Consider the following 23621-nt stretch of genomic DNA (forward strand, 5'->3'; position numbering starts at 1 on the left):
GATGGCCGGCCTGTCACCCACAGATGCGCATGCCCTCGTCGAGGGCGGAATCGAACTTATCGCAGCAACCGGCCTGAGCGCGGCCCGCGCCTTGGGCATCATGCTTGTGCTTCCCGTCTTCACCCGGCCGCGCATCAGTGGCCTGATCCGCGGAAGTCTGACGATCGCGATCGGGCTACCGTGTCTGGCGCAGATCAAGCTGGGACTGGAGGCGCTAGATCCGAACACGCGTATGGTCAGCGTAACCATGCTCGGTTTGAAGGAGGTGTTCGTCGGCCTTCTGCTCGGTATCCTGCTCAGCATTCCCCTATGGAGCATCCAGGCAGTCGGCGACATCATCGATACGCAACGAGGAATCTCCAGCCAGGTCGCAGCAGAAGATCCTGCGACGCACAGCCAAGCGTCGGGGACCGGGCTTTTTCTCGGCGTCACTGCGGTCACGATCTTCGTTCTGGTCGGCGGCCTGCAGACCATGGTGAGCAGCCTTTATGGCAGCTATCTGATCTGGCCCGTGCATCAGTTCCTGCCTGCGGTGACGGCACTGGGAGCAATGGAATGCCTCGCTCTTCTCGATCATATCATGCTGACGACGCTATTGGTCGCCGGGCCGGTGCTGGCCCTGCTGCTGCTGATCGACGTGTCGGTCATGATGCTCGGCCGCTTTGCATCGCAACTCAAGCTGAACGATCTTTCGCCCACGATCAAGAATGTTGCCTTCGGTGTCATCATGGTCAGCTATACCGTCTACCTCCTCGAATACGCAGGAGCTGAAATCCTCACGCCGAACAACGTGCTCGAGTCCTTCAAGAAGCTCTTGAAATGAGCGGCACGAGCGAGGAGAAGAAGCTTCCCCCGACCCCCAAGAAGCTGCGCGATGCGCGCAAGAAAGGGCAGAGCGCGCGCAGCTCCGATCTGGTGAGCGGGGTCAGCGCGTGCGCCGGCTTTTCCTGTCTGTGGTGGAGAGCGGGTGCGATCGAAGACAAGTGGCATGAAACGGTCCAGCTGATCGACAAACTGCAGGAGCAGCCCTTCACGAGCGCGGTTCCGCAGGCGCTCAACGGGTTGCTGGAACTTTCGATGGCAACGGTCGGGCCTTTGCTCGCGGCTGCCGTCGCAGCAGCCCTTCTGGCCAATGTCGTGGCCAATGGCGGTTTCATGTTTGCGTTGGAGCCGCTCAAACCGAAGCTTGAGAAACTGGATCCGATCAAAGGCTTGACGCGGCTTGCATCCAAACGTTCGGCCGTCGAGCTTGGCAAGACGCTGGTTAAGGTGGTGCTCCTCGGGACGTGCTTTTTCCTTACCGTGACCGCAAGCTGGAAGGCACTGGTGTATTTGCCGGTCTGTGGCATGGGCTGCCTCGGAATAGTCTTCACAGAGGTCAAGCTGCTGGCCGGGATTGCTGCCGGGGCGTTCCTCGTCGGCGGGTTGGCCGACCTTCTGATCCAGCGCTGGTTGTTCATGCAGGAGCTGCGCATGACCGAAACCGAGGCTAAGCGCGAGAACAAGGAGCAGCAAGGCAATCCGCAGGTGAAGAGTGAACGCAGGCGTCTGCGCCAAGTGTCGGCGAACGAGGCTCCGCTTGGCGTCAATCGCGCCAACTTGATACTAAGGGGGTCCGCAGCCTTGATTGGGCTGCGCTATGTTCGCGGCGAAACCGGCGTGCCGGTTCTGGTCTGTCGGGGTGAGGGCGAAGCTGCTTCCAAGTTGCTAGGCGAGGCGCGCGCGCTGCGCCTCAAGATAGTGGATGACGACGTCCTGACACATCAGCTGCTCGGCAAAGCAAGACTCGGCAACCCGGTTCCGTCGCAATATTTCGAGTCGGTCGCAAAAGCCCTTTACGCTGCCGGGCTGGTCTAGAGCGGTTTCCAGCGAGGTGGACGCCGGTTCGCGCGAAGGAAATGCGTCAAACAAGAATCTACAGCTCCGTTCCGATTCAATCGGAACGGAAAAGTCTCTAGACTAGACGGCTTTCGAGCGAAGTTGTGTACCGGTTCGCGGAAGAAAGCGCGCCAGAACAAAAATCCGACCTGCGATTCAATCGGCACGGGAAATCGCTAGATCATTTTGATCAGGCGGCGGCGATGCAACGCCCATCACCGAGGAGGCTGTACGTCCCTCGTTGCCGCCGCGGGAGCTTCCGACGCGGCCCCATTGCTCTGTCCACCTTCTCCGTTGCTCTTGTTGCCCGGGCCAAACGTGCCATAGCTGGCAACCGGAATGGCGGCGCGATCGCCATTACTCGTCATGACCGAGCGATTGTCCAGTAAGTCGAGCGGATCGTTGACCATGACTGCCAGATTGCTTCTGGTCGAGCAGCCAAGCGTCGGGTCGAACGAATTATCGTTGACCGCAGGCCCGACGATGGAAAGCGACGGACAGACAGGAGGCTGGGCTTCAAATGTGATCGCCTCGATCCTTACCCCGAAACGGGAGGGCAGATCGAGAGGTGAGGCGGACAGGCGAATATTATAGGGGGCAACGCCCATGGCACGGGCCTCGTGGGCCACCTGTGCAATGAGCCGGGGCGTGCCGGTGACATCGACATGGAGTGCGTCCCGCCGGCCGCCACTTGCACTCGCAATGAAACTCCGCAGCCGGTGCCTTTCGGAGCCACGAAGGCTCTGTAGGAACAAAACACTGTTCTTCTGCTCCACTTGGATCGCCTGTTCAGCCGGCCCGGGACGGATCGAAGCACTGTTTGCGCATCCGCTCAATGTTGCCGCAACAACGATCAAATGGCACAAATGTCGCAACGTCATTTGACGATCCTCATTCGATGATAAATCCAGCGCTGCCGGTCAATCCTGGTGCGCTCGTGCGGGGCGCATCGCGGTCTTTTGGCGGCCGCGCCAGCGTGTTCGTCAAGATGCGGCCCGTGTCTGAGGGCGGTGCTATGCGGTCGGTCGGTGCACTCATCCGGGTCGGGTTCGATCCGGGCCGGACGATGTAAGGCGTGACAATAATAACCAGCTCGGTCTCGCGCTTTTGAAACGATGAGGAGCGAAACAGCGCGCCAAGGATCGGCACGTCGCCGAGCCAGGGAAACTCGCCAATGTCGTTGTTGAAGTTGCGCCTGATCAGTCCGCCGATGGCAAAGCTCTGACCGCTGGCGAGTTCGACCACGGTGCTAGCTCGTCGCGTCGAAAGCGCAGGGACTTCCATGCCATTGATCTTGACTTGGCCTTCGCTCGACAGTTCGCTGACTTCGGGCTTCACACGGACATTGATCTGATTATTGTTGAGCACTGTCGGGACGAATTCGAGGCTCACGCCGAACTGGCGGAATTGGACCGACACCTGCCGATTATCCTGCATCACAGGAATGGGGAATTCGCCGCCGGCCAGGAAACTCGCAGACTCGCCGGACATCGCCGTCAGATTCGGCTCAGCCAGGATCGAGGCGAGGTGCTCGCTGGCGAGCGCGTCGAGAACAGCGCTCAGATTGGTATTGCCCGCGCTGAATCCGATACCGATCGTGCCGCCGCCGTTCGCCGCGGCGGATCCGCCATCCTTGCCGCTGATAAGGAAAGCGCCGTTTGGGCTGGAGGCCGTGAAGTGGATATTGAGATCCTTGACGGCACTGCGGGACACTTCTGCGACCCGTACGCTGAGATTCACCTGCAGCGAGCCGGCCACCTGGATCTTGTTGACGACGAGCGCACCCGCCCCGAGAAACTGCTCGGTGACCTTCTTGGCTATCTCGACGACCTCGGCATTGGGCGCGGTACCGCTTAAGATCGCTCCGCGCGGGGTATAGCTAACCTGGATCGGATAGTCGCCGACCTCAGCTTTCAGCGCGGCGCGCAGATCCTCGATCGGCTGTGTGACGACAACGCGCAGCTCGGCGAGAGCTTCTCCGTTCTCATTGAGGGCGAACAGGCTGGTGCGTCCTGATTTCTTGCCAAACACGAAGATTGTCGTATTTGACGGCGCCTGATAATCCGCAATCGTCGGGTCGGCAACAAAGATGCTCGCCGCCGCAGCGGTCAGATGGATCGTCTTGCCCTGTGAGGAAATCAGGTTCAGCGTGCCGGAGGTGCTGCCGGGCGCGCTATGCGGCGGTTCTGCTTTGCCATCCCGCTTGGCTTGGGCTGCCGCAGCAAGCGGAAATAGCAGAGCAAGTCCGCACAGGACGTAGCAGAGGCGATGCAAAACGGCAGAGCGCGTCGCCCCAGCTACCATCGACGGCTCATCAGCGCGCGCAGCATTGTTATCGAAATTCAAGGGGTTATTGCTTTCAAGTTGAATCGGCTAAGCAGCCGACGCTGCGCCAATGAGTTCAAGGGTGTAACCGACGCCGCGCGCCGTCTTGATCCTGAGCGTCGCACCCGACTGGCTCAAATGCGTACGCAAGCGATAGATGCCGACTTCCAGCGCATTGGTCGAGACCTCGTCGTCGAACGCATAAAGGCTATCCTCCAGAGATGCGCGTGGCACGGTACGACCGGCACGGTTGAGCAAATGTTCGAGAATGCACACTTCGCGGCGGGCAATCCTCAGTATCCGACCGCCGACCGCGACTTGCCTCGCGATCGGATCGAAATGCAGATTGCCGAATGTCACGACCGGCGCCGTCATTTGCGTTGACCGCCGCAGAATGGCTCGCATGCGCGCGATGAGTTCTTCGGTCGACACGGGTTTGGGGAGGAAGTCGTCCGCACCCGCGTTAAAGATCGCAATCCGCCGCCCGAGGTCGTTGAGGCTGCTCATCATGATGGCCGGCATTGAATAACCCTCGCGCCGGAGCTGCTTCAGCCAGTCCAAGCCGTCTCCATCGGGCAAAACCAATTCGAGCAAAAGAATGTGGTAGTTCGCGCAATCCAGCGCGGCCGACGCCTCGTCCAGTGTGCGTGTCACGTCAACGGCAAACCCGCAATCGGGAAGTGCGTCCTTCACAGCACGGGCAAAGTCCGCATGATGATCAACCAGGAGAATTCGCATTTCATCGCCTCTCGTCCATCCGCGCCAAGACTTTAGGCGCGTCACGGTTGACCAAGAGGTTCGATGAAGCTGACCGGCGCCCGCTTCGACATGAGCGGCAATGTCCGGCGGCGAGGAAGCAGAGCATGGTGACGGGCTATCAATCCCGGTGAATTCCTTGTCACCGGGTTGGAAAGCGCGATGGACCGCCAGGGGCTGCATGCGCCGTCGTCGATGCCGAGCAGACCCCTTGGACCGGGAAGACTTTCGAAATCATTCACGAGGGCGAAAGCCGTCGCAGCAGTTTGACGCATCTGCGCGTCAATCGCGTCCGTGTTTGCACCTACTGCACAGCAGCCTTCGATCTTTATAGCGCTGGACCTCGCAATCGACATCGACACCCAAGCGCAGGAGCGAGCGGATGGAGTCGTGGTTGAATAGTCTAGTGAAATCGGCATTGGGAACTCCCCACTTTTCCCCAGTCCCGCGGTCAGTACTTGCTGTGCTGTCGAACCATGGTGTCGCGACAAGGCAAGCTGTTCCGCGTGAAGACAGTTTCACGCTACGCGTCCGGGCGATGTCTCCAGAGCTGCGTTGCGCGACGAATGAACGATGATGCGCCTCCGGGCTACTGAAAAAGCCTTTCCCAAGCCGGTGATAGACGCGCAGGACGCCGACGCTCCCAACTCTCGGTCGGGTCCGATGGGCGATCCCCTCGAAAGTAGCGAACGAGAGACGGAGGGGACTGCCGCATTTCTGGGCGATGGCCCATCTGGCTGATATTGCTATGCCAGTTGCATCGCTTCACTTGCGATGATCGACTGCAAAGTAATCCAAGCGGAAATTTGAGGCTGCGTGGTGCGCGGTCAGGCCAAGGCAAATGGAATCCGAGTTCTACTCGGCCGCTAAATGCTGCTCGGGCCGCAACAGGGGTGGCGCCGACTTCTCTGTCCTGCACATAGACGTTACGGAGAACACGTCGTCCACAGCAGTGATCGACCCACGTGATGGGGCGGAGCGGAGCGTCGTAAAGTTTGAAAGACATTCGCAATTCTTGCTACCTGTCAGGAAGTTTTCGCGCGCGGGTTCGGTGTCGCGAAGCTGTCGGAAATCCTACAATCTGACGTCAGGTGAGGATCAAGTGTCTTTAATTACGAGTACCCTCCATCTTGTGCGCGTCTTGACTCGGTCGCGACACAGTTTGAACACTGTCATAGCCTCGTGGGTCGCTGTCGCTCTTGTGTTCTCGAAGGTTGTGAGCATTTCGCCTCTCCAAATTCTGCGAGGTGCAGCTTCAGCTGTTGCGATAGCGTGAGCTAGTTGTTCCCGCTGCGCGTTAGGGCAAGCCATAGCGCGCGCGAGCATGAGATTGCCCTGGTTGCCTCAAACGTGGCGATTGGCAGGCGGACTATGGCCGGCCGAGGTGGACTGATCTGACGCATAGCGCTTAACGTCGCGGGTGCAGACGCGCGGTTGCCAAATCGAATTGACTGGCAAAGGATTGAAGAGAGGGTCGACTGTCACACCACGTTCCTGAATGCTGCTCCAAAACTGCGGCCGACTATGGGGGCTTCGGGCGGGATCGGAAAAATCAATTGTTTTGATGGAACGCATTCAAGCGGCGGATAGGCGCGGCGCTCGCCGCCGCTTGCCTTCCATAGGTGATGCAGCTTTTAGCGCGCTGGCCATGCGGTCGCGTCCACCGATATTCCGGCTGAACGCGCCTCCTGCGTCACGCCAAGCCAGCCACTGGGTAGAGGCGCGGCTTTCACCGGCTCACGCCGCGAGCTCAGTGAGAAATGTGATCCCGGCGAGTTGGATCGATGTCAGCCGTGAGTACCGCCAGAGAATTAGTTGTAAGAGCGAGTTGAATGGGCTCCAGGCGTCGAGTTCGCTCGCAGCAGGACGGGGCCGATTGAACCGCTTGATAGCTCGATGCGCGGGCTGCCCAAGTTATTGTTCGTAAAGCCTGTCAGCGTTCTCCAACTCGTCCTTAAGCGGAGTGCCTTTGTGATTGAACATAAGCACACCGCTGCAGCGCGGAGCTCAGCAAATGCATTAATCAGCGCCATCGCGCTTGTACGGATTTGCCTCGCTGTCCGTCCGGTAATCGTCGAGGTTGCCGCCTAGAAACAATCGTTCGGTCTCTCGGGTTGGTGTTCTGCCCAGCGAGCACATCAGATCCACGTCCGCATCGATGTTGTCCTGGTCCTCAACGTTCATTCCAAGCCCGATACTGCTCAGCACGTCGTCGGGCGTCCAGACCGCGGACTTCGGGACGGTGTAGGTGTGCAGCGTGTTCGCATTGTTGGCGATCGCTCTCGCCCAGTGGTCGCGCGAAACAACCAGTTTTGAGGGATCCTCAACCAGCGACACAAAAGGAGATGCTGCTGTCTTGCCGCGCATATGCCATCCGGCCTGACGCGCCCGGTCCATAGTATATCGCTCCAGAGGATCTCCAACAGAAGAATGATCCCGAGCCGTGTTACGGATATGCGAGATTGCTCTCGTGTTTTCTTCCGTGCGCGGCTTGCAATCGTTGTCCTGAGTCTGAAAGCGCCGCAGTGTGACATATGACGACCCTGCTACGTCGTCGAATACGAGGTTCCGATCGACGGGAACTGCGGTCGCCGGCGACCAACGTGCTGATTGATGCGTGGCGAGGTCGATCTCGTTTCTGAGCGCTTCAAGCGTGGCGCCTGTCAGCGTCGCGGCAAGTTGAGCGCGCGCGCTGACAAATGATGTGGCTGGATAGGGGCCGGTTTCCGGGGGGCTCTCGCTCGGCGCGGTCGAGGACGTAGCAGTCGTATTATTTGCCGCCAAGGAGGCAGGGTAGACCGAGTTCAATTCATCTGGATCCAAATCATCTAGCTGCTGCTCAAAGCTTGCCTGATCGTCTGAGCTGTGTGCCGGTGTGCTGGTTTGTGCGCTTAGCTCGTCTGGCTGCCGGCCCGTCCGATGTGGCTGCCGCAGCACGTCCTGAAGCTCAAAGGGAGCGTCTGCAGCATTCCGTGGATCAATATTCATTTCTCTCTCCCCTCGAGTGCCGGCTATTAGTGTAGACTGTTGCAGGTGCAGCTTTCGAGAAGCTGACGGACCAGGCGGTGAGCCAGTGTCGGTTTGACGGTCACCGGCTGAATTCAGTTCAGTGAGGCGAGCGCTGAGCCAGGTGGAAGCGACGCTAATCGACGGATCACAAATCAGCGCTGCTTTGTGCGGTTTGCCATTTGTGACGAGGTCGAAATTGGGCCTTGAAGAGCTTTTTCATTCGCGACGCCAGATTCGCTTCCTTGTTGTCTGTCGTCTGAGTGGCAGGGAGCCCCAGGTATCAACGTGGACAAGCCGGCAGATGTGGCTGGTCCAAATGCTCGTTGGAAATCGTCCGTTACGCGCGTGGAACCGCATCGTCGCGATCGTTCGTCTCCATTGGATCAGCGTGACCGCTTGCCGTTTGTGGTTTCCGAGCGGCTGCTACTTGATCAAATCGTTCCAGCGATGTCGCACTTTAACAAACCTGACCTACGAGGTTGTGAGGTAGGGATAGCCGCCTCAACCACTTGCGCCTGGTTGCGACAGGTTGTTTTTCTCGCAGGCGCGCGTGCGCTTGATGTCTGGTTTCCACCAAACAGTTTGCGAGCACGGCATCTTGCCACGTGTGATCTGTGGTACTTATCGAGGGAGAAAAGCATATGAAGTCTATTGGCAAAGGGCTGGCGATCCTGCTGTCTTTGCTTTCGGCCATGAGTGTGAGCACGATGGCGAGAGCCGATGAGCCCTCGCCGAAATACACTGAGGTGCTCAATGCCCTGCAGGCCGGCAAGAACGTGAAGCTCATCCTGGACATGAGCCGCTGTGCTGCCGCGGAGGGTGGCAAGCCAGCTTCGGCGACACAGGCCGGCCTGGTCATCAATGCATTCAGGGTGACCCCGCAGAACGGCATCAGCTTCGCCAATGCGCACCAAACGGTGGACAGCTCCGGACATGCGGTGACCGAATACATTCGTCATAGCCTCAGCCGCGAAGGTAAGCTCACGGTGCGGGCCTCAAAGCTTGTCGTCGGGACCACCGAACTCGTGAACCAGGGCGAATTCATCTGTGAACTGCCGGATGGCGCAAAGTTCATCTGGTAAACGAAAGAACACAGGGACGGGGATGCGCTTGGAGACCTCGATCCTTTAACCGTGCAGGCATCTTCGCAAGCCACGACACGAATAATATCGATCATGAGAGACGGCCAGATTGTTTCTGGCCGTCTTTTCCGCAACGCTCATCGAGTTGCTCGAGCTTGTTGTAGTCGCTCAAGATACCGAGCGAATACCCGCCACGACAGCGGGGTCCCGGTCCTGAAGATAGCGAGATCGGAGCGAGCGGAGAAACGCTGTTCCGGCGTTGGCCGTTTGATGGCTCGTGGCCTTTTCTTCGCAGCTATTCGTGCGAAAATGCTCCCGGATGAACCACGTCAAGGAAAACCTGGCTGCACTGCACCTCCGAGCAGGAGTTGGCCCGCACGCTGAAATGTCCCCTCGTTCAAAGCCGCATGCTGAGCAACCACGAAGCTGTCGCACATCGCGCGCGCCAGATTGCTCGTCGTGTACAGCGAGTCAGTGCCGGCGAGACGGCTCGCGATCTTACAGACCTCGGCGCTTTGGAGCGCGGCGTTAGTCGCGGCGAGCCGCATCAGCGTCGCCGTATTCGGATTTACCGCGCCGTTGAGCGCCTCGTTCCACAGCTCCTCGGTAGCATCATAGAAGAAGGACCGCGCGGAACGCAGCATAGCCTCGGCTCTGGCCGCTTCCAGTTGGATGTAGCCCCGCTCTCCCATCACAGGCGCTCCGGTGATCGAGGCGCGGTTCCTGCTCATAGCGATCACCTCGTTCAGTGCGGAGCGCGCAATACCGACGCCAACGATCGCATGCGCCTGGGCGGCGAACGTCACTGATGGATAACGGTAGATTGGCCGGTCGATTGTCGGCGAGCCGCCGCGGATCAGGGTCCATTCCTCCGGCACGACGACATCTTCGATAACTAAGTCATGGCTGCCGGTTCCCTGCAGCCCAATGACGTCCCAATTGGGGCGGATAGTTACCTTTTCGGCCGGCACTACGGCTACACGCGGAAGATCGCCGATAGGGTCGTCTTCCACCCTGATGCCGACGCCAATCAAAGCCGCCCCGGGCGAGCCGCTGGCAAATGGCCACACGCCGTTCACGACAAATCCGCCGGCACTGCGTCTGGCGGACTGTAGCGGAAAAAGCGCAGCCGCGTACACCACATCGGGTCCATTCGCGTAGACTTTGGCGAGCGTTTCATCCGGAAGAGCAGCGAGATTGCAAGCCCCATCACCGAAGCTGGCGACCCAACCGGCCGAGCCATCTGCCTCGGAAATGCGCTCGATCAGCTGACAAAACGCGGCCGGCGTTTGCTCCTCGCCGCCGAAACGCTTGGCGACCATAGCTCGATAGACGCCAACTCGTTTAAAGCCATCGATTATGTCGCCTGGAATTTGTTGCGCGACCGCGAACGTGTTTCGACGGCTTCGGATCTCGGCGAGCAACGAGGAGAGGTTATCCCTGCTGACAGGCTCGACGTCGGCTTCTGACGGGATCATCTCTGGAGAAGCGTTCATAAATTCTCCTTGGTGCCTATACGGATGCTACTGCGCGCCATTGACGAAGAGTGGATACACTGGCGCATCGCAATGCGGCGGATTCGTCTTGAGGGCGCAATCATTGCACCATTGAGAATCGCAGTGCGAGATTGCACTTCTGCAGGTGACCGCAGCGCATGATCTGTCTGGTCCTCTCGAATCAGGAGCCGTCACCTTCGTGGCCAGGCTCACGGCCGATCAAGCCCGCGAACTCCTGCTGGCGGCCCAGCCGAGTGGCACGCATCTGCCATCTCCTCAGCAATCGGCGTGCCAATGAGATATCATCCGGCACCTTTGCTGAAGACGCGGAGACTACGTGATATGCGCTGAGCTTCCCGGCTCGATGTCCGACTTCTGGCATAGAACGTCGTCAAACGAACACGACAGGCGCAGCAGGACGAAAATTGGCTTCGACGGCGGCCCGTTCAAGATTCGACCGCTCGGAGGCCCAAGTGATCGGACATGACAAGCTGTCATTGCTTTTCGATTAAAATTCCGCAGCGGTATAGGCCAAAGCGATCGTCGATGGTATCTGTCCCGGATCACTAGCGACTGGGGGCTAAAATCTCTTTGGCTGTCCATGGCCAATTAACTAACCAACTGATTTCGTCGACATGGGTCAACGTCGGCTCAACACCCGGACGCATCTGACCCGTTATACCTGCATGCCGCAGGCCAATTGCCTGTGAGTCGTTTAACAATCGTTATCTGCCGGTCCTCTACCCTAAACCCGGGAATCGACATGTTAGGTCTATGCGCAGCGCCCGTTCTTCGCTGTGCTCGATCTCGAAAAATTGCGCGTTGCGGGGTCACCGGCAAGCAGGAGATCTCGATCTCTCCTTGCCGTGGAGGTACTGCGACAGGGAGACGTGTTGTTCGAGATCGAGCTCCTCATAAATGTTATAGCGCCGGGGGGCGCATTTCAGGTTCGACAGATGTGGACCCGGCCTCCAATCGAGACCTTTAATGCGAGCAACCGCCAAGCTGTTCCTGCAAAGACATTCAACCTAGCGTCAGTTAGCTGCCGAATGCGATGCACAAGGCGATTGAAATCGTTCAGCTTGAGCAGCTGTCCGAGGCGTCGAGCACCTCGTTCAGCCAAATTGTGGCCGATGAAAGAGAAGAACGCGGCCTCTGGGTAGGCTTTCGGCCGTGTAGGGCTGACCGTGGATTAAAAATCGTGTCATTGGGACATACTCGCTCGGCAGAAGACCCAGATTTTGGAGCGTGTCGATTACGGCAGGCGAAGCCTCTTGGGGGCCGTGCCTCCAATCGCGGGGGAACAACTCTCCGATTTCAGGCACTTGCCGTAGCGGCTGATGGCCCGACGCCTGCGCCGCAGACGGCGTTGGAGGGTTTGCCGCCGCCTTTCGCAATTCGAGCGACGCGGGCGGATCGAACCCGGGTAAAAGGGCGCCGTACGTATGCGCGACACCGGTCGGTGCCAAAAGCGCAGTGTCACCCGGTAAAGCGAACTTGGGGTGATGAATGAGTTGAACGTCGTCAGGTCCTTTCGGTCCCAACACAGCCGTGTAGCGCTCGCCGCTAATCTCATAGTTCATGATCGGATGTTCCGCATTAGGCAAGAAGTCCCACTTGCCCAGCGTAGATAGCATCATGTCGGGCGCCAGCTGGGTGCCATGGGAAAAGTCCTTGGGCACTGCGAATGAAACGTCGAAGGTGTCACCGGCAGCGGGAGACCGAAGATGGATAAGCTGAACATCATTGCGCCCTCCCGGTCCTAACACGGCCGTATAGCGCTCACCGGCAATGTCGTAGGTCTTTACCCGCTCTGCCGCGTCGGGCAACAGACCCCAGTGGCCAAGTTTGGTGAGCATCATATCCGGCGCGGACTGATTGCCGTGGGAGAAGTTGTCTGGAACGGCCCAGGAAGTATCAAAGCTTTCGCTGCCTGGGGGAGACCTCGTGGCGAGGGCAGCGCCGCCTTGGTCCATCATCCCTGCAAGGTACTCTTCAGAGGCAGGATTCTGCGGCCGCGAGCTCGGCTGTGAGGGGAGGACATCGGAAAACTCCTTCCCACGGACACTTTGCATCGGTGGGTGGTCAGGCGAGCCTACTTCCCGCCAAAACTCCGGTACAACAAGACGGTCCGCGGTCATGGAGCCCTCCCGATCCGCGGCATCGAAAAGATCTTCCTGGGCGAAGCTTTGCATGGGCGAGGCGACGACTGAACTTGGCGGCGGCCACAGTTCAGGGGCATCGAAAGTTGTGCCTGCCGGCGCGTCCTCTCGATTCACGGCATGGAAAAGCTCATTCTCGTCGACACTTTGCGGGTTAGAGTGGCCGGCGGAGCTCATTGTCGGCCAAGACGCCGATGCATCGTAGGGCATGGCTGGCAGCAGGCTCTCGCGAGCTGCGGCATCGAAAAGCTCTTCCTGAGCGAAACTTTGCACGGGCGAGGAAGCGGCATCGCGCGTTCCCTGCCAAAGCAGCGATGCATCGAAGCTGGAAGGCGTAAGCTCCCCGCTCCGCTCCGCGGCATCGAAAAGCATGTCCTGGGCTACACTTTGGATGGGAGAATAAGTGGCTAAACCCATTTCATGCCAATCCTGCGGAGCATTGAAACCGTCAGCCGCCAATGCGCTCCGATCCGCAGCGTTCCCAAAGGGTTGACCCTCGAGAACCTGCAGCGGTGAATGGGCGGCTGGCTGTGTCGGCAGGCGCGAGCTGGCTGCCTGTCCTCCCAAATTGTTCGGCCCGATGATCGCGCGATAATTGCGGAGCCCGTTCAAGGCGCAGACAAGTATATCGTCACCCCGAAACAATGCGTTGGCATGACCGAGCAGCGCTTCGTCGCTGATCTTAGCCATTGACAGGGGGCGCAGTGCTGCCGCTAGCTTCCGGAGACTGCTAGCATAATTTCCGGCCGTTTTCGCGTCGATTGCTCGACCGAAGCCTGCCTCAGCGGCCTCCCTGATGAGCCGTTCATCTTCCTTGGAAGGACGGTAATGTGTTGCGGTAGCGATGGCGTCAGGATCGCGGTAGCGGCTGACCATAAACAATGCTGGAGCGATGATTTTGTCCGTTGGCAGCAGCTTCTTGGCGTAAGCGAGCAACGTATCGTCATTGAGCTCAGCAATCGATTTACCTGACTGCTTCAGCAACTCGGCCAATTTGCGAAGTCGGCGATCATAAATGCTCACGGTGGTAGAACCCGGCGGTGGCCCTCGCTCGAGAGCAGCGCTGGACGCTGCCTGGATCAGGCGATCGTCTTCGTCAGAGACATTATAAAGCTCTCGGTGTGGATATATAGGGCCAGCCTGACCCGCTTCTCCCAAGTGCTGCTCAAATTCGGCTTGCTGCCGTTGCGGTTGCTCCACCGTTGCTTCGGACGCAGCGGGTCCGGTATCGGCTGGGTTGATATTGTTGAATCGGTCCATGCTCTCGTCTGCTGGTGTCGCCCTCGTGTTCTCTCGCTAGTACCCTCAGCTTTCCAAAACCTGACGTGGGCTCGCCAAATGTAGGAATCAATGGGAGTCTGCAAATGCCTTCTCCGAGGTGCTGCTGCGTGGTCGTGCCCTCAAGATAAAGTTGGCGACAAAGAGGGGAGGAGCACGGCAATTGGCCAACGCACTTGCCTCCTAGAAGAGCAAGTGCACAATGTTGGAGTTGATTTCTATTGCCGCCAGCCACGATGTGTAGGTCGAGATCATTCATGATGATGGACAGAACGAGTTCGTCGGATGCACGGCAATCCCAAATCGCACGGCTTGTGGGAACTGACGGCACCCGCGCCGCCGAATACGGGTCCTCTTGTAGGCGATGCGAGAGCTGATGTCGCCGTGATCGGCGGTGGATACACCGGTCTCTCTGCAGCCATTCACCTCGCGAAGGCTGGCGCGCGCGCCGTCGTGCTGGAGGCATACGAAATTGGGTTCGGTGGTTCTGGGCGCAACGTTGGGCTCGTCAATGCGGGCATGGGGGTCATGCCCGACACGACTCTCGGGTACGCTTGGCCCTTCCGTTTGGCGAACGGCTCATCGAATTGCTAGGTGGAGCACCGCAAGAGGTTTTTGAACTGATCTAGAGAGATGTGGTCGACTGCGAAGTTGAGCGCGCGGGGACCCTGCATTGCGCGGTCGGCCATAGGGGCTTGCAGGAAATCCAGATACGTGCCGAGCAGTGGCAAAAGCGCGGTGCTCCGGTCGTCGTGCTTAACGCGGAGGAGACCCGCAGAAAGATTGGCGGAGGCAACTATACTGGCGCGATGCTAGACAAGCGCGCCGGTACAATACAGCCGCTGGCCTATGCGCGGGGTTTGGCGCGCCTTGCGCTTGCAGCGGGCGCGAGGATATTCACTCGGACTGAGATTCTCACAGTCAGCGACATGGGTTTGTGCTGGAGGTCGGCACGGCAATGGGATCCGTACGTGCTGAGTGGGTGGTCGTCGCCACCGACGCTTACGGAAACAGACCTCGGTCGCAGGTCCGTCTTCCTTACTTCAATTTGGCCACGCGGCCGTTGTCAGATCGTCTCAGGACCTCAATCTGCCCGAACGGCAGGGAGCATGGGACACCAGCGCGGTCCTTTCCTCGTTTCGCTTCGATCGGTCGGGCCGTCTGGTGTTCGGCAGCGTTGGCGCTTTACAGGATATCGGTGCCTTGGTTCACCGAGCCTGGGCGATCAGATCGCTTCGCAGGTTGTTTCCGCAGCTCGATGAGCTTGAGTTCGAAACCGGTTGGTTCGGGATGATCGGCATGACTTCGACCACCTGCCGCGCTTTCACAAGCTCGACCGTAACCTCGTCTCCTTCGACGGCTATAACGGACGCGGGATTGCACCCGGCACCGTCTTTGGCCGTGTGTTGGCGTCCTACGTCCTCGGCCACCTTGCAGAAAAGGATCTACCACTTCCAGCGGCGCCTGTTGAACATCGGCGGTTTCGTGCCGCCCGTGAGGCCCTCTACAGAGCAGGCTCCCAGCTGGTTCACCTCGCTGGAGCGCGTCTCTGATCCACCTAGTGGCAGTTGTATATCCGATCAAGGCGAGTTTCCTCGTCGGTATGGCCATTTCCGGCATGTAGCGATCTACGTGAATTCTTGACATCCGCAGCCGCGTGGCCCTGCCGTCAAGCTTGTTGGTCGGCGTCCATACGCCGTCCTGACGTCTGCGAATTGGCAAACTCGCACCTCCTGCAGAGCAGAAAACCAGCCATTCCGTTCATGCGATCGACGACTTCGCGAAAGATTGTTCCTTCAAAGAGATGTTCGTACTCGTCGCGCAAAAGATTGCCCAAGACATGACGCCGCTCGAAATCCATGCAGCACAGAGTAACATCGCCGTTTGGAAGAAGGATATTGCGATATTGTTGTTTGCCAAGACATGTCAAGGCTCCGATGACCGGCCGTCGTGGTTTGATGATATCCGGATCGAGACGTCCTCGCGTGCTGCTCAGTGGCCGCAAGCGCTCAAGCTTTTTAGCGGGAATGATGTCGGCGAGAGCGGGATGGATTGTGCCCAGCACGACGAATCGAATTGAGGGAATGTCCGCCTCGAGAAGTTGGCCCATGACGTTGAGATAGGACTTTCCAACGAGGCGTCTGTTCATATAACTGCCGTCATCAGGAACATGGACGACGAAAGCCCTAAATTGGAGCATTTGCAAGCGCCGGACGTCACTCCCGTTCATCCCGACAAGTGTCGTGAAAATTCGGATGTCATGGCCGCGTGTGTAAGCATGCTCAACCATGCTGGTGCACGACGGATGCAGCCAAGGCTCCGAGTAGCCGGCAAAACTGATGTCGGTAGCCGTGGGCACGCGTGTCAAACATCGCTCGAAATCGTGCAGGCCAAGATGCTTCGCTAGAGACACAGGTCTTTGACGATCGGCGAACTTGTCCTGGGAGCAATATGAACATCTGACGATGCATCCTGCGGTCGTGGTTATCTCCAACACCCTGCGACCAGGATTGACGGCGCGTAAGCTTTGTAACACCATGGGATATGCCATCATTCTGTCTGGTCCTTTCAGGTGCCGGAGAATTGGAGAAAGAGCGCAGCATTTGGTGCGCAGCGGCTTGCCTTGCTTCTCACGGATTGCAAATCCAGGATAGGTCGTTTGGCGAAACGACCTAGATCAAGATCCTGCCTCAACGCTAACAACGCGCTGAGTTCGATAATGCTCAACCAAGGTGGGGCTGATCTGGCGCGTCAACTCCTCCTCTCCGCCACGACCGCCACTTGGTACCGTTGGCCGTCATTGGCATCATAGTTGCTGGACTCGGTAACCTCGGTGGGGACGCTTACGCAATCCTGGCGAAGCGGAACGAGCATCTGGCCCGCCCGCCCCATCGGGACTTCGTATTTCCTCTTGACGGGCGGCGCGGACCCGAGGCCCTCTTTTTTATGTCAGGCGGAGCGATAGCCCTCCCGAATGGCCCCGACGATGTGAACGTGATGGCGCGGACGATCAATCATCGCAGCCCTCGACGGCAGTCGTCCGCGAGAGCTCCCCGTCCCGCCCAAATGCAAGTTGCTGGTCAGGATGATGGATGAAGCAGCCTTGTTGCATACCGATGAACAAACTAGCTGTTCCCGGGCGGTAACCGTTTTCGTGGGCAGGATCAGCGCGGGCGGTGGTCACCGCACGATCCAGCGCCAAGCAAGTAATTGAGTGCGGCCGTTAGGAGCTGAAGACTTCGCATTTTGGCCTCTTAAAGAAGGGGGGAGCTGCGGTCGCATTGCGTCCTGTTTGATAGCTTGAGCAGCCACTAGCTGGAGCATTAGGCACCGCTTACGTAGCGCGGATGGTTCTCATCGCCCCACTGGAGCGGACGGAGTTAGGAAGTCAATACGATACTTACCTGCCGGAAATGGTAGGGGTGACTGTCCGGTTTTTGCGATACTCTGCTGGAGCAGCGACCCGCTCGCAACCGGCACGCCACGGCAGCTCGAAACTATCGATCGCGATCTGTGGATCCCTCATCTCTTGAGAGAGCAAAATCTGCGGAGACGATCATGAAAACGCAATTGGCGGACTTTCGAGCCGACGACGACGCCTCCAATGTTCCGCTGAGCAAGCTGGATGTGAGCGAAGCCAAGCGCTTTCAAGACGATAGCATATGGGATTACTTCGAGCGGCTGCGAACGGAAGATCCCGTCCACTACTGCCAAGAAAGCTTCTATGGTCCATATTGGTCGCTAACGAAATACCGCGATATCGTAGAGGTAGATACCAATCACAAGATATTCTCGTCGGAGCGGGGTGTTACCATCGCCGACGTGCCTGATAAGCACTGGACGCAAAGTTTCATCAAGATGGGTCCTCCTAAGCATCGCGAGCAGCGTGATACTGTAAGTCCGATCGTCGCGCCGGAAAACCTGACGAAGCTCGAAAGCTTGATCCGCCGTCGCGTCAGAACGATTCTGGACGGCTTGCCACGTAATGATGACTTCAATTGGGTGGATCGGGTCTCCATCGAGTTGACGACGCAGATGCTTGCTACGCTATTCGACTTTCCATTTGAGGATCGGCGGCTCTTGACCTATTGGTCGGATGTGGCTGTTGCAATTCCGAAAATCGGCCAGCCCATCGATAGCTGGGACAAGCGAAGTGCGATCTTGTCTGAGTGCTTGGCGTGTTTCGTGCGGCTTTGGAACGAGCGCATCAATGCCGAGCCGCGTCTCGACCTGATTTCAATGATGGCGCACTCGCCTGCAACTCGACACATGGAGCCGAGCGAATTTCTTGGCAATCTAATTCTTCTGATCGTGGGTGGGAATGATACAACGCGCAATTCGATTACCGGCGGTCTTCTGTTCATGAACCAGCATCCCTCCGAGCTACAAAAGCTACGCGATAATCCCAAGCTGGTCTCAAGCGCCGTGTCCGAGATTATTCGGTATCAAACGCCCATCGCACATATGCGCCGCAACGCCACGGCCGATATCATCGTAGGTGGGAAACATATCAGGAAGGGCGACAAGGTCGTCATGTGGTATATTTCCGGTAACCGGGACGAAGAGGTCATCGAGAATGCCGATAGCTTCGTCATCGACCGCAAGAACGTGCGGCAACATCTTTCGTTCGGATTCGGGATCCATCGCTGCGTTGGGCGACATCTTGCAGAGCTGCAGTTGAAAATCCTCTGGGAAGAAATCTTGAAGGCGCGGCTGGAGATCAAGGTTGTCGGCGAACCCGAGCGAATTGCGTCCAACTTTGTCCACGGGTATTCCGCTCTTCCTGCGCAGATTGCAGCTTAGGTCGTGATGCTCCGGCTAGCAGCCGCTCAGCTGCGCGGTCTCGTCTCCCTGTTTGACCACTCTCCGCCGCGCAGGACCGAAAGCGGTGATCCGCGCGAGGCGTCTCGGGAGCCGGGCGGCTTGCGGCAAACGTTGAGCGCCTGCGACAAGCGACGAATGGAGGTGCTCGAGGGCGTCGGGTTTTCCTGCTGTCTGAGGCAGGCCAGAGACCGATCCCAGATTGGAAACAACCTTTGACAGCAATTTCGATGTGTCAAGCGATGAGCTCAACATTGAAGATTGTAGCGGTGGGCGCGATTTTCTTTGGAGAAGCGCTTTCGATCATTGCAGAGTTGGTTGCCTCAAAGCAGTTCGGAAAGGACGGCGGCGATTTGACAACTCTCCTGCCGATGTTCCTGCTGATAGCGTTCGGCGGCATCCTTCTCGTCTTCGGATATGCACTGGGTTACATGTATCTTGAGAATATCTGGGTCATCATCGCGACATCGGTGGGAGCAATTTTAGTGGTGGAACCGATTCTCACGCTTCTGCTGTTTCGAGACGTGCCGACGGTAGGTTCGCTGATCGGATTGGCGCTCGGCGTGCTTGGCACGCTCGCCGCGTTATTTTTATGAGCATATTCCAAGTACGCCTAGATGGGTAGCATCTCGGCGGTTCTATCCTGAAAAAGACTTGCACAACGTCAATTCGAACACGAGAAGAAGAGGTTGTTATGACGCACCGTTCCACATCGAGCCACATCTACGTATCGTTGGGTCGGTAAACTCTTCTCGTTGGATCCGTAAACTCTTCGGTCGAACAACGGCATCTCTTTCCCGGTTAGCAAGAGGTTCGCTGCTGCCAGAAGTCTGAAAATCGACATCCTTCCGGTACTTACTTTGCCGCAGTCCTCCAGTCCGTTCCACGGTTCGGCATGCTAGACAGCCTTCGGTATTCGGCAAAGGCACTGGCAGGGCTATGCCCTAGACAAGCCGCCGCCATCGCCGAGTCCTTGAGGGATCGGCGTCACTGCCATCACGCGCAGCCTGGCAGCGCGCATTTCTATTGGTCACGGCGAGGCAGCGCCGAATGCGGACACGCGTTACAACCGAGCCTCCCGCGCCTCATGGGTCATCCCTATTGCTGCCTCCAGCGCCACAACAGCTTCCATGAAATTGGAACTCGGGCGGCCGGGGGGTTCTTTGTGCATCCGCAGAGCATCCTTCGTCAGCCAACCGTCAGCCAGGCGGTCTATCCAGGGAGGCTGCGCATTGTTGACCGTATGGGAGATGGACATGACGGGCATTGGCCGACCTGGCGAACCGTATGTTGGGGCGACAGGAGCCAACAGCACGTCGGGATCGAGTAGTACGCCTTCGGCGCCCAATTTTGTCCCTGCGTTTGTCCCTGCGGAAGGTAACCGGGTTTTCGACTCCGTCGTGGAGCGGATGCGCTTAGCGCCTGAAGATAGAATGGCGACGCTCGCGAGCCTGCCCTCAGGTTCGGGTGTGGCAGTCCCCATTTCCTCAAGCGGTGAGGGGATCAACGCAGCGAAACGAAATATGGACGGCCTGCTTGAGGAACTTGATGCTTGCCACAGTGCTGCCATGGGCGCTCAGAGCTCGTCTGAGGCGCAAGAGCTGATCGATCAGGTTGTCAAAGCGGGCGCAGCAGTTCTGGACTACTACGCGAGCCTGCCCCCAGATGTGGCGCGCGGCATTCTTTCCGACGATCAGGCTCGCCGAGTTCGTGACCAGACGCTGGATGCGGGGAACCAATGCAACGCGCTGGCCGCGCCGACTATCTACGCCTTGGAGCAGAGTAGGAAGAATGCAGGAAAGATACTCGAGCGGATGCGCCAATCCAATGCTCCGCCGGACCACCTGATCCGAGCGGCTTCTAGTGCGGCGAAACACTATTTGGCCTGCACGGAGTGGTGGGGAAAAAAGGCATTGCGCTCCGAACGGATGCAGTCCGTCTGCGGAGCCACTGCCAACTTGCCAAGTGCAACGGCCCAAATACGACAGGCCGAGCAGGCGACACTACGGCTGCACACCGGCTGGGCACTGTATACGAAGTGCGTGCATCTGCAGTCGCAGGTCGCTCTCGCGCGGGTCATGATTGAGTCGCAGGCGAGCACGCTCGACCCGGCCGTCAGGCAAATCCTCTTGGGTGAGAACGGTCGGGCACGTCTACTCGGAACCTTTATGGAGGATGTCATTCCGGCATTCCTCTCAACGGGCGACGCTGTTCTGAACAGCAAAGGGCAAGCCCTCGATGCAGCGCACTGCGCTGTTCTGGAAGGCGTCATGGAGCGCCTATCGGAATTTGCGTCGGCATTGCCGAACATGGTTGCCGAGCTAAGGAATAAGGGAGCAAGTCCCGAGCTTCCGTTGGAACTGTTGGATCAGATCGTGGAAGGAGCGTGGGTCACTGCCCATGAGGTTATGCGCCTTCTGGCAGTGCAGCCGAAGACACCAGTCATCATTGCACCGCCAACGGAGGCTGGCCTTGCGATACCGGCCGACGCCGCCGGCAGGGCCCCGGCGGCCGAAGACAGTCCAGCGCGCAGGAAAGGGAAGGGAAAGCGCAGGCAGGCCGGAGGTGCGGGGAGTTCGGCAGCCGGGCGGCGGCCCGAGCCGCAGCCGGCTATGCCCGACGCCGACACGGCGCGAGCCGCCAAGGTTATTGTGCTCTCGGATCTGGGCACGAAGAAACTCGCGAGTGCGGAGGAGGCGCATGCGAGGACGTCATCGTCGGCGAGTGGACACTTGGCGATATGGCAGGCTCCGCCATCGAAGGAGGCACTGACACGCCTGCTCGAGCGGTTGGACGAACTCTTGCAATTCGATCTGGGCAGTCAGCAAAGAGCCATTTCGCAAGCGCGCCACATGAAGCCGGAAGATGCCGACCACGTCGTGGACACCGTGGTCGAGCGGCTGCAGAGCCAATCTGCGGAGATAGAGGCGTGTGTAGCCGCGCTCGACGAACCTCGCCGACGCGGCCTACTCACGCCTGTGCAAGTGCCGGAAGTGCACGACAAAATAGTCCGCCTCAAGGCGATGTTGTCGGAGGTTCAGGGGCAGATACATGCTTTGAAGGCACGAAAGGCCTCGATCGAGATCGATTGCATGAAGACCTACGCGTTCCCCTCGCAGAAGTACCTCGAACGGTTGCAGGCGGCCGAAGAGGTGGCTCCCTTGGAGCCACCGCGCGCGTTGAAGAGCGAGCCAGGAAAGTTGTTCGAGATCAAGCTGCAGCCTGCGCCACTGGTCAATGGTGCGGTGCCACATCCGATGTGGGTGCACATCCATACGAAGCGGCCGGTCCATGCATGGCAGTTGGCGACATTGGATCACGCCGAGTTCGCCGCTTGCCACGTGAAATCCAACGAACAGCGCGGCTACAATCGCCTCTGGCAGAACGCTCGAGCTGCAACAGGCCACGATGACGTCGTGATTCACCGCGGCAAGCTCACACCTGCGTTCTGCAAATCCTTGTTAGGTGCCGCTTTTAGCGGGTACCCAGGCTATCCTTTTACCGAGACGGAGCACGGGATACGCAGGTGACTCGACACGAGACCAGTCAAGGCGTCTCGGCAGAGTGCCGCTTGTGGTGACGGCATCGGTCTTCTTCGCATCCGAATCCTAGTGTTCGAATGAACCGCACCTTGGGCCCGCGGGCACCAACTCCTGGGAGAATCGAGGCGCGGGAAGAGACACGCGCTCTATCTACACAATCGCAGGCAATCCGTTTTCGATGCCGCACGAGCAAGCCCCCACTACGAAGCGATTCGACCGAGTGCGAAGACCAGCGCTCGGGTGACAAGCAGCCCCATGGCACGGTGTGCTTTAGTTGGAGGGACAAATGTGTCCGGTGCCGACGGCGATCCGTTCGAATGTGATCACGAACGGCGGCAAAGACCTGTCATATCCTTGCGAGCTGGTGGGCAAACTTCGGCGGGATTTTAGGGCGCTTTTGCATGATTCGCCCCCAGGAAGACAAGTATCCTGGGCGGGTTTGACGAATCGAATTGGCGATGCACAGTGCGGTTGCCTATCCATGCTGCTCTTGGATGAGGCTACGATGGCCCCAGCATCCCGGCTTCCACGGCCCCCAGAAGGTGCTGGGGCTTTTCGTTGTTCCTTGAGCGCGGCGCGCCCGATCTCGATCCGCGCCGGTGCTGGGTCCATGTCCGGACGATCTGTCGTTTGGTGGCGCACCGGCCCGGCGGCATCAATGTTCCCACGAGCGCTCGGCTGAATATCCTCGGGCACATCTGGCTCGATAACGCCATCCTGTAGGCAGACGCCTATGACGGGTGCAGCCAGCCCCTGATCGATGCGGAAGGTCAGTAGGCCGCCACCGTTCCGGCCAGGGCCGAGTCGCATCTGGTCGAGGGGCGGGTGGCTCAGCATCACGGTCATCACTTCCTTCATTGACATTAGTCCGCCACGGATGCTGGCGCGGCAAAGGCATGGCTTCGACGGGCGCGTTGCGGGCTCGCGCGGCCGAGCCCTGCCTTGACGACGGCGCTCACGGAGGCGCAGTTGAATCGCATTGAGCGCGCTCTCGTAGGCTGCTTCCAGCCGATTGCGCTCGTAGCGTCGCGCCAGAGCGATAATGCCCGTGGCGAAATAAAAATACTGTTCGGAATACGGGCGCTCGCGCATCAACCGCTCGACCCGCATGGCGAGGCAGACGCATTCCGCGCTGCCATCTTGATCAAGCTGGCCGGCGTCATATTGACGTGAGGCCGATGGGATTGGGGTGTGCTCGTTCAACGTAACATGGCGACTGCGCTCGCCGCGCCTGGCTGGCGACGTGGTGATTCTGCAAGATGTCGACCGCGC

General features: G+C 58.7%; 14 protein-coding genes and 1 pseudogene. 7 read left to right on the forward strand and 8 right to left on the reverse strand.

Features of this window, described 5'->3' with window-relative positions:
* The first annotated feature begins 1 nt into the window (after window position 1).
* A complete protein-coding gene (gene sctT, locus ACVW1B_RS43055; protein WP_069280054.1) occupies window positions 2–823 on the forward strand; it encodes a type III secretion system export apparatus subunit SctT in 822 nt (273 codons plus the stop codon).
* Window positions 820–1857: an EscU/YscU/HrcU family type III secretion system export apparatus switch protein gene (locus ACVW1B_RS43060; protein WP_069280053.1), complete on the forward strand. Its 1038-nt coding sequence runs from the start codon at window positions 820–822 to the stop codon at window positions 1855–1857. The genes sctT and ACVW1B_RS43060 overlap by 4 nt, the downstream gene beginning before the upstream one ends.
* A 236-nt stretch (window positions 1858–2093) precedes the next feature.
* Here ACVW1B_RS43060 and ACVW1B_RS43065 read toward each other — a convergent pair whose 3' ends face one another.
* From ACVW1B_RS43065 to ACVW1B_RS43080, 4 genes are all read right to left on the reverse strand, one after another.
* Entirely contained in the window at window positions 2094–2759 is a 666-nt protein-coding gene (locus ACVW1B_RS43065) for a CpaD family pilus assembly lipoprotein (RefSeq protein ID WP_069280052.1), read from the reverse strand.
* 10 nt (window positions 2760–2769) lie between these two features.
* Window positions 2770–4182 carry a type II and III secretion system protein family protein gene (locus tag ACVW1B_RS43070; protein ID WP_069280072.1) on the reverse strand — a complete coding sequence of 471 codons (1413 nt, stop codon included), beginning with the start codon at window positions 4180–4182 and terminating at the stop codon, window positions 2770–2772.
* A gap of 69 nt (window positions 4183–4251) precedes the next feature.
* Window positions 4252–4941, reverse strand: coding sequence for a response regulator (locus tag ACVW1B_RS43075; protein WP_253588027.1), 690 nt, complete (start codon window positions 4939–4941; stop codon window positions 4252–4254).
* A 2037-nt stretch (window positions 4942–6978) separates the two neighbouring features.
* Entirely contained in the window at window positions 6979–7947 is a 969-nt protein-coding gene (locus tag ACVW1B_RS43080; protein WP_253588026.1) for a hypothetical protein, read from the reverse strand.
* 662 nt (window positions 7948–8609) lie between these two features.
* On the opposite strand from ACVW1B_RS43080, the gene ACVW1B_RS43085 reads away from it, so the two are divergent.
* Window positions 8610–9050, forward strand: coding sequence for a VirK family protein (locus ACVW1B_RS43085; protein ID WP_253588025.1), 441 nt, complete (start codon window positions 8610–8612; stop codon window positions 9048–9050).
* Between the two features lie 329 nt (window positions 9051–9379).
* On the opposite strand, the gene ACVW1B_RS43090 is transcribed toward ACVW1B_RS43085, so the two are convergent.
* Both ACVW1B_RS43090 and ACVW1B_RS43095 read right to left on the reverse strand, forming a co-directional pair.
* Window positions 9380–10546, reverse strand: coding sequence for an acyl-CoA dehydrogenase family protein (locus ACVW1B_RS43090; RefSeq protein WP_253588024.1), 1167 nt, complete (start codon window positions 10544–10546; stop codon window positions 9380–9382).
* Window positions 10547–11661: 1115 nt separating this feature from the next.
* A complete protein-coding gene (locus ACVW1B_RS43095; protein ID WP_253603954.1) occupies window positions 11662–13968 on the reverse strand; it encodes a hypothetical protein in 2307 nt (768 codons plus the stop codon).
* Between the two features lie 303 nt (window positions 13969–14271).
* Between ACVW1B_RS43095 and ACVW1B_RS43100 the strand changes: the two are divergent.
* Window positions 14272–15539: pseudogene (locus ACVW1B_RS43100) on the forward strand (NAD(P)/FAD-dependent oxidoreductase).
* A gap of 116 nt (window positions 15540–15655) precedes the next feature.
* On the opposite strand, the gene ACVW1B_RS43105 reads toward ACVW1B_RS43100, so the two are convergent.
* Window positions 15656–16540, reverse strand: coding sequence for a radical SAM/SPASM domain-containing protein (locus tag ACVW1B_RS43105; RefSeq protein ID WP_253603952.1), 885 nt, complete (start codon window positions 16538–16540; stop codon window positions 15656–15658).
* A 1004-nt stretch (window positions 16541–17544) separates the two neighbouring features.
* Here ACVW1B_RS43105 and ACVW1B_RS43110 point away from each other — a divergent pair.
* The 3 genes from ACVW1B_RS43110 to ACVW1B_RS43120 all read left to right on the forward strand — a co-directional run bounded on the left by ACVW1B_RS43110 (window position 17545) and on the right by ACVW1B_RS43120 (window position 22337).
* Window positions 17545–18789: a cytochrome P450 gene (locus tag ACVW1B_RS43110; RefSeq protein WP_253603950.1), complete on the forward strand. Its 1245-nt coding sequence runs from the start codon at window positions 17545–17547 to the stop codon at window positions 18787–18789.
* A gap of 233 nt (window positions 18790–19022) precedes the next feature.
* Window positions 19023–19403 (forward strand): hypothetical protein, encoded by a 381-nt coding sequence (locus tag ACVW1B_RS43115; RefSeq protein WP_245324887.1) that lies wholly within the window; start codon window positions 19023–19025, stop codon window positions 19401–19403.
* Between the two features lie 660 nt (window positions 19404–20063).
* Window positions 20064–22337 carry a hypothetical protein gene (locus ACVW1B_RS43120; RefSeq protein WP_253588021.1) on the forward strand — a complete coding sequence of 758 codons (2274 nt, stop codon included), beginning with the start codon at window positions 20064–20066 and terminating at the stop codon, window positions 22335–22337.
* Window positions 22338–22619: 282 nt separating this feature from the next.
* Here the strand turns inward: ACVW1B_RS43120 and ACVW1B_RS43125 are convergent, their stop codons facing one another.
* Window positions 22620–23552 carry a hypothetical protein gene (locus ACVW1B_RS43125; protein ID WP_253588020.1) on the reverse strand — a complete coding sequence of 311 codons (933 nt, stop codon included), beginning with the start codon at window positions 23550–23552 and terminating at the stop codon, window positions 22620–22622.
* Window positions 23553–23621 lie beyond the last annotated feature (69 nt).

This window comes from Bradyrhizobium sp. USDA 4502 (genome assembly GCF_054063355.1).